This is a genomic window from Microcoleus sp. S13_C3 (assembly GCF_036700905.1).
Lineage (GTDB): Bacteria > Cyanobacteriota > Cyanobacteriia > Cyanobacteriales > Microcoleaceae > Microcoleus.
Map to the genome: position 1 here is coordinate 1 of NZ_JAUBPT010000257.1, position 6,604 is coordinate 6,604.

Genomic DNA, 6,604 nt, shown 5'->3' on the forward strand with positions numbered 1-6,604 from the left:
ACTGTCAACTGTCAACTGTCAACTGTCAACTGTCAACTGTCAACTGTCAACTGTCAACTGTCAACTGTCAACTGAACAATTCCTTACTTAATCACTTGCCAATCCATAATCCGCCACTGTCCCTCTTGACGGATCAAGTCGTAGCGCACCCGCAGGTTTTCGTTGCGCGAAGTAACGAGCTGATCGCGATCGAACACTTCGGCTTTTTCCGAGACTTGGGCTTCTACTTGGGCGCGATCGGGATTAGTCGGATTCGTCTTAACCCCATTAACTTCCAGCTTGTGTATATAACGCTGGTGCGCGTTGTTTCGCTGTTGAGCTTCTGCCATCAATTGCCAGCGAGACAAAGCCGGTTCTGTCAGAACTTGCTTTAATTCTTCGACAGCGTGATTGGGGCCCAAAGCCGCTGCTTTCGCCGATAGCCAGCTTTGAACTAGGTCTCTTGCTGCTATCTCAGTCATTGCTCCCGACGGCGCGGCGCTCGGTTCTGGGGTCACGGAAACAGCGGGGATTTCTATCGGCGGTGCTTCCAGCCCGACGAGGGGTTCTTGTGGCGAGAGGGCTTGTATCGCGCTAGCCAACAGACTGAGTATTAACCACAGGAGTAACAGGCTCAGGACACCTGCGACTAGAAACAAAGCCAGCCTGTTTGGAGGCATGGACTTGACTTGGGCGGTAATTTCTGCTGCCTTGGTGCGCGCTCGATCGGCCAAATCACCCTTTAGCCCTTTGCCGGTTGCTCCGCTTCGCCCTGAATGTTGGCGTCTGCGATGTTTGGAAGTCGATTCTGCAGGGTGTGGCACTGTAGCTATCGGGATAGACACGGGGGCAACAGCGCTCGGCGCTGCCACCGTTCCCTGGGATTTCGCGTCCGAAGCTGCGGTGGAAGCGTCGCCCGGTAAGGGGGTCAAGGTGACGGTACTGGCTCCCTGCTTGGCTGTGGGTGGCTGTGGGGGTATGGCAGCGGGCGATCGGCCTGCTGTCGGTTGCAGTCGCCCTGGGAGCTTGCCGGCGCGGGGCTGCACGACGACCCATTCGTTGGCGGTTTCTGCGTCCTGTGGCAAAGCTTCTAGGTAAGCTTGTACTTTCGAGTCAGCAAAGTAGTCTTTCAAGGACACTGACTCGTTGGCCAAGTCGCGGAAGTGGGGAAACACTTCTTCTTGTAGCCAATGTTCGGCGTACAAGCACAGTCCGGGCAACAAGTCGGGTGAATCTTGGGAATGTTCGCGAATGAAGGCCAGGGGTTCTTTTTCCGAACTGAGTTCGAGGGCTCTGCTGGCTTCTTCTGTCTGGCCCAGCAGCAGGGAACAGACGGCTTTTTCCAGGTGAACGTCTTGGCGGCGACCGAGCTGCATCAGCATCAGCTTTGCCCGACGGATCATCGATGGCTGTCTGGCTGCAAATCCTTGGGCTAACAGGGTGTAGACCGAGAGGTAAGTGGCGACTGCGGAGGGGCGGCCGGCTTCGGCTTCAAAGAGCGCCTGCTGCTCGCTGCTGGTTAGGTGTTTACGCATTTGCTGCACGAACCGGAGGAAGTCTTCTATTCCTAAACCCGATCGATCGTCTCCCGAACCGTCGATACCGCCTCGTTCTTGAAGCATTTCTCGCAGGATTTGCAGTCCCTTGCGACGCTCGGCGACTTTTTCTTCGGGAAGCGATAATAGCTCTAAAATGTTGTACGGACGGAGTTTGTATATGTCGGCTTGCATTTCACCCCTCACGCTTGCAAATAGGCTTTCGCGCAGCAGCAATTCTTGACCTGCTTCTAATGATTTTGCGGCATTTTCGTACTGACCTTGCTGCCACTGTTCGCGGCCGAGTTCTAGACAGGCAAGGCTGACGGTTAAAACTATATCTGGCCTCACGAGCTGAGGGTCGCCGAAACGACCTTCTGCGATCGCGATGCTGCCATTGTTAAGATACGGGCGACCCAGCTTCTGTACGAGTTCGTATTCCCCCAGTTCTTGCAGTATGAGCAGGGCTCCTACGAATTGGTTGTCATCGATTTCAATACTTGGAGTGTGGGGGTCGGGAGCAGCCTCTAAAGCCTTGGACTCTGCCGGAGCGATTTCTCCTGCGTCCTGCAGGAACGTGGCCGGGCCTGCTGAGGTTTTTGACCTCTGGTGCTTGGCTTCCTGTGCGGCTTCCGACTCTCGATCGTAAGTTTTGGCTAAAAAACTGGCATCGTAAGCTTTGCGCCCCTCTGAGTCTGACAGAACGGCGCAGGCTTCATCGAGCAGTTGTTTGCGGGCGACGATCGCAACTTCGGAATACTCCCTGCGCGGAAGCTGTAAAGTTCGATCGCGGTGAGCCTGCTGCAACTGTTCGGCAGTAGCTTGAATCGGTAGACCCAAAATCCGGTAGTAATCTAGTGGAATTAACACTGTCCACTTCCCCAAAGCGCTAGCAACTGAATTAGCCTATCTTAAGTGACATACTCCCGCAAACCAAATCAAAAATTCTGGTGTTGGCTTCCAACCGCCCCATTCACGGTATGTTGGACTTGCCGTAGAGATCCTCTGATTTTTTTTTCCTCTACAGCGTTTTACAGTGAGGAAAAGGGAAAGCCCCACTGCCCGTCAGCTAAATGAGTAGTTTGACTCTTGAGCATTTTCGGGTTTGAGAGTAATGGAATTATATCATTCGTGTGCATGGGGTTTAGATGGGAGTTGGTTCTCCGAGTCCCGGCAATCCGCCCCGAGGGCCAAACTCATTTTAACAATTGGTGAACTGCTGCGGAGTCAAGGTGCGATCGTTTTCGGCTGCGGTTGTGTCCCATCTGGGTTTAAACTGAGATGTTGCACCATTGTGAATAAGCCTTTTATGAACGAGCTCTCCGGCCCGTTCCACAAGAAAATCTATTCTTTGTGGAACAGGCATCTTGCCTGTTCTGGAGAATGGTGCAAGATGTGGGTTTAAATTTAGATGTTTAAAAAGCCGATCGTCGGGTATTATAAAACTTCATTAAGATGGTAAGCATCAACAAACAATAGTAGTATCCTATAGTCAGGAGAGTTAAATGAAATTGTTTCGCTCGTTATGAATGGAGAGTCTGGATGCAACTAACAGAGCGACATATCATTAAATCTACGGAACACCGTTTCCCACTGATTGATGAATTAGCTTTTAAATCCAAAAATCTCTACAATGCCGCTAACTACGTCATTCGTCAGAGTTTTATCTATGGATGGGGCTATATCAACTACAACGAAATGAACCGTTTGATGAAGCATCATCAAGCCTACAAGGCTTTACCTGAATCGGTTAGCCAACAAATCTTGATGATATTGGATAAGAATTGGAAATCATTCTTTGAAGCGGTCAAAGCTTACAAAGCCGATTCCTCTAAATTCATCGGTCGCCCAAAACTGCCGAAGTACAAAGATAAAGCTAAAGGGCGAAACATTCTTGTCTACACGATTCAAGCGATTAGCACTACACACTTGAGAAAAGGGATTATCAAGCTTTCGGGTACGAAGCTTTTAATCAAAACTCAAGTCAATCCCGCTCAAATTTGTCAAGTTAGACTGGTTCCCAAATGCGATTCCTATGTAATTGAGGTGATTTATGATGAAGCGGAGTCCCCCGTTAGTAACGGCAACTCTGTAGCTAGTATTGATTTAGGATTGGATAACTTAGTGGCGTTAACTTCAAATCAGCCGGGTTTTATCCCTCTGTTGATTAACGGGCGACCATTGAAATCAATCAACCAGTTCTACAACAAACGTAAAGCACAGTTACAATCTCAGTTGAAAGGACGCCGCCAGATATCACCCCGCATTCAGCGTTTAACTCGCTGTCGCCACCAAAAAGTCAATAATTACTTGCATCACACAAGTCGCCTAATTGTTGACCATTTGGCAGCGAAACAAATTGGGACGCTAGTAATTGGTAAGAATGCACAGTGGAAAACCGAGATTGATTTAGGGAAGCCCACCAATCAAAACTTTGTCAGTATTCCTCACGCTCGATTAATTGAGATGTTGGAATACAAGACTCGGTTGGTTGGGATTAAGGTGATCGTGCAAGAAGAATCTTACACTTCGCGCGCAAATTTTCTGACTCTAGACCCAATCCCTGTTTACGGAAAAACCGATAAAGACCCTGTGTTCCAGGGTAAGCGAATCAAGAGAGGTTTGTACAAAACATCAGTCGGTCAATTAATTAATTCTGATGTTAATGCTGCGTATAACATCCTGAGAAAAGCAATCCCAAATGCCTTCAGCAATGGGATAGAGAGCTGCGTAGTTCAGCCGAGGCGGGTTAATCCGCTCAAAGTGAAAGTGAAGGGGGAGGGACTTGACGCCTCCCATGTCATATGCAATAAATGACTATACTTTTGCCACCTATTAATTATTTATGGTTCAGGAACGGACTTTACCAGTTTTTGACGCGCAAAGCGTAACCATTTCTCGGGATGAGGGCTTGATGCTCTACGAGGATATGGTCTTGGGGCGCTATTTTGAGGACAAGTGTGCTGAGATGTACTACCGGGGCAAAATGTTTGGTTTTGTCCACTTGTACAACGGTCAGGAAGCTGTGTCTACTGGCGTGATTCGATCGATGCGCCGGGATGACACCGATTACGTCAGCAGCACCTACCGCGATCACGTTCACGCTTTGAGCGCGGGCGTCCCGGCGCGGGAGGTAATGGCGGAGTTGTTCGGGAAGGAAACGGGTTGCTCGAAGGGCCGCGGCGGTTCGATGCACATGTTTTCGGCCGAACACCGACTGTTGGGAGGTTATGCTTTTGTGGCTGAGGGGATTCCTGTAGCTACGGGGGCGGCTTTTCAATCGAAGTACCGACGCGAAGCTTTGGGGGATGAAAGTTCCGATGGGGTGACTGCTTGTTTTTTTGGCGATGGTGCTGCAAATAACGGGCAGTTTTTTGAGTGTTTGAATATGGCGGCTTTGTGGAAGTTGCCGATTATTTATGTTGTGGAAAACAACAAATGGGCGATCGGGATGGCCCACGAGCGAGCTACTTCTGACCCGCTGATTTACAAAAAAGCTCATGCTTTTGGCATGGCTGGTTTTGAGGTTGATGGGATGGATGTTTTGGCGGTGCGGGAAGTGGCGAAGGAAGCTGTGGCGCGGGCGCGAGCCGGCGAGGGGCCGACTTTGATTGAGGCTTTGACTTATCGCTTTCGCGGCCATTCTTTGGCAGATCCTGATGAGTTGCGTTCTAAGGAAGAGAAGGAATATTGGTTCCCCCGCGATCCGATTAAGAAGTTGGCTGCTGATTTGATCGATCGAACTTTGGCGACTGCTGAAGAATTGAAAGAGATCGATAATAAGATTCAAGCAGTAATTGACGATGCAGTGGATTTTGCTGAGAAAAGCGCCGAGCCAGATCCTAGCGAATTGTATCGGTTTATCTATGCAGAAGATGAGTAAGCTGTTGTGCATTTAACTTGTATGTTTAGGGCGGCCAGGATGCCCAAACCCTACTCCCCAAAAGAGTGATAGATACTCGTAGGGACACGGCGAAAGCCTTTGTCCCTACTGCACTTCCTAAACCAGAAATACGCTGTAATATCAAATCCGTTAGCATCGGAATAGTAAATCCGAGTTCACTGTTCACTGTTCACTGTTCACTGTTCACTGTTCACTGTTCACTGTTCACGGCGTCAACAGTCAACAGTGAACAGTGAACATAATTACGGTGTAACCGGAAATGATATAAGACTTACGTACAAACTTTACTTGTAGGGTGTGCAGTGCGAACCTTACAACCATCAATTACGGCTAGAATCAAAGGTAGACTTTATAGATGAAAAGAGGCGATATGATAAATCTCGATCGCGATCTAACTCAAGCCAGCAAAAATATGGGTGCAGTTCGAGCCAAAGTCAAGCTAACGAATGCCATTGATGAAGAGTTAGTCAAGAGAGGATTGCTCAATCCAAATCTGTTGCGCGTGTACGAAGCAGAAGCACTCATAGATACTGGTGCAGTACGCACAGCTATTCCTGTAGAAGTCTGCGAACACCTCGGCTTAAGAATTCGGAGTCAAGAAATAGCAAAATATGCTGATGGCAGACAAGAAACAGTGGGATTAACAGGGCCTGTTATCATTGAAATAGAAGGGCGGGAGACAATTGAGGCGGCAATGGTTTTAGGCGATATGGTACTCATCGGTCAAACTGTGTTAGAAACTTTAGATTTGCTAGTAGATTGCAAAAATCAGCGTCTAGTTCCCAATCCCGAAAATCCCGAAAGACCTGTATTGAGAGTTTAATACTAAATGCCTTCTAGAAGTAGTTTCCTTGGATAGAATCAAGTTGAATATCGAGAGGTTCTGAAAATTATCTGAGCTTGTCAGAACCAAGCTTATCTTTAAAGATTTGTGCTTGAGTTCTTACCCTGTCCCTGGACTTCCCCAGTCCTCACTTATTTCTTTTACAGCATATTCCATGTAGATGTAGATCGCCAGAAACCGGGTTTCTTGAACTGAATGATTACCAGAGGCGAGAACTGTAAAGAAACCCGGTTTCTCTGGTGTACTTAATAAACCTGGAATACGCTATAGCCTTTCGAGCTCTCATATGAGGTACTCATGGGCATAGGGCATAGGGCATAGGGCATAGGGCATAGGGCATAG

Annotated in this window: 5 protein-coding genes; 3 read left to right on the forward strand and 2 right to left on the reverse strand. The window is 48.5% G+C overall.

The window, feature by feature from the left end:
* Nucleotides 1–83: 83 nt before the first annotated feature.
* Complete coding sequence (locus QUA16_RS34965) at nt 84–2,384, reverse strand: IMS domain-containing protein (RefSeq protein WP_333109231.1); 2,301 nt, start codon at nt 2,382–2,384, stop codon at nt 84–86.
* Nucleotides 2,385–2,715: 331 nt separating this feature from the next.
* Entirely contained in the window at nt 2,716–2,880 is a 165-nt protein-coding gene (locus QUA16_RS34970) for a hypothetical protein (RefSeq protein WP_333109230.1), read from the reverse strand.
* A gap of 176 nt (nt 2,881–3,056) precedes the next feature.
* Between QUA16_RS34970 and QUA16_RS34975 the strand changes: the two genes are divergently transcribed.
* From QUA16_RS34975 to QUA16_RS34985, 3 genes are all read left to right on the forward strand, one after another.
* Complete coding sequence (locus QUA16_RS34975) at nt 3,057–4,331, forward strand: transposase (RefSeq protein WP_333109228.1); 1,275 nt, start codon at nt 3,057–3,059, stop codon at nt 4,329–4,331.
* 28 nt (nt 4,332–4,359) lie between these two features.
* Complete coding sequence (pdhA, locus tag QUA16_RS34980; protein WP_333063130.1) at nt 4,360–5,397, forward strand: pyruvate dehydrogenase (acetyl-transferring) E1 component subunit alpha; 1,038 nt, start codon at nt 4,360–4,362, stop codon at nt 5,395–5,397.
* A gap of 376 nt (nt 5,398–5,773) precedes the next feature.
* Complete coding sequence (locus QUA16_RS34985; protein ID WP_333109225.1) at nt 5,774–6,241, forward strand: clan AA aspartic protease; 468 nt, start codon at nt 5,774–5,776, stop codon at nt 6,239–6,241.
* Nucleotides 6,242–6,604 lie beyond the last annotated feature (363 nt).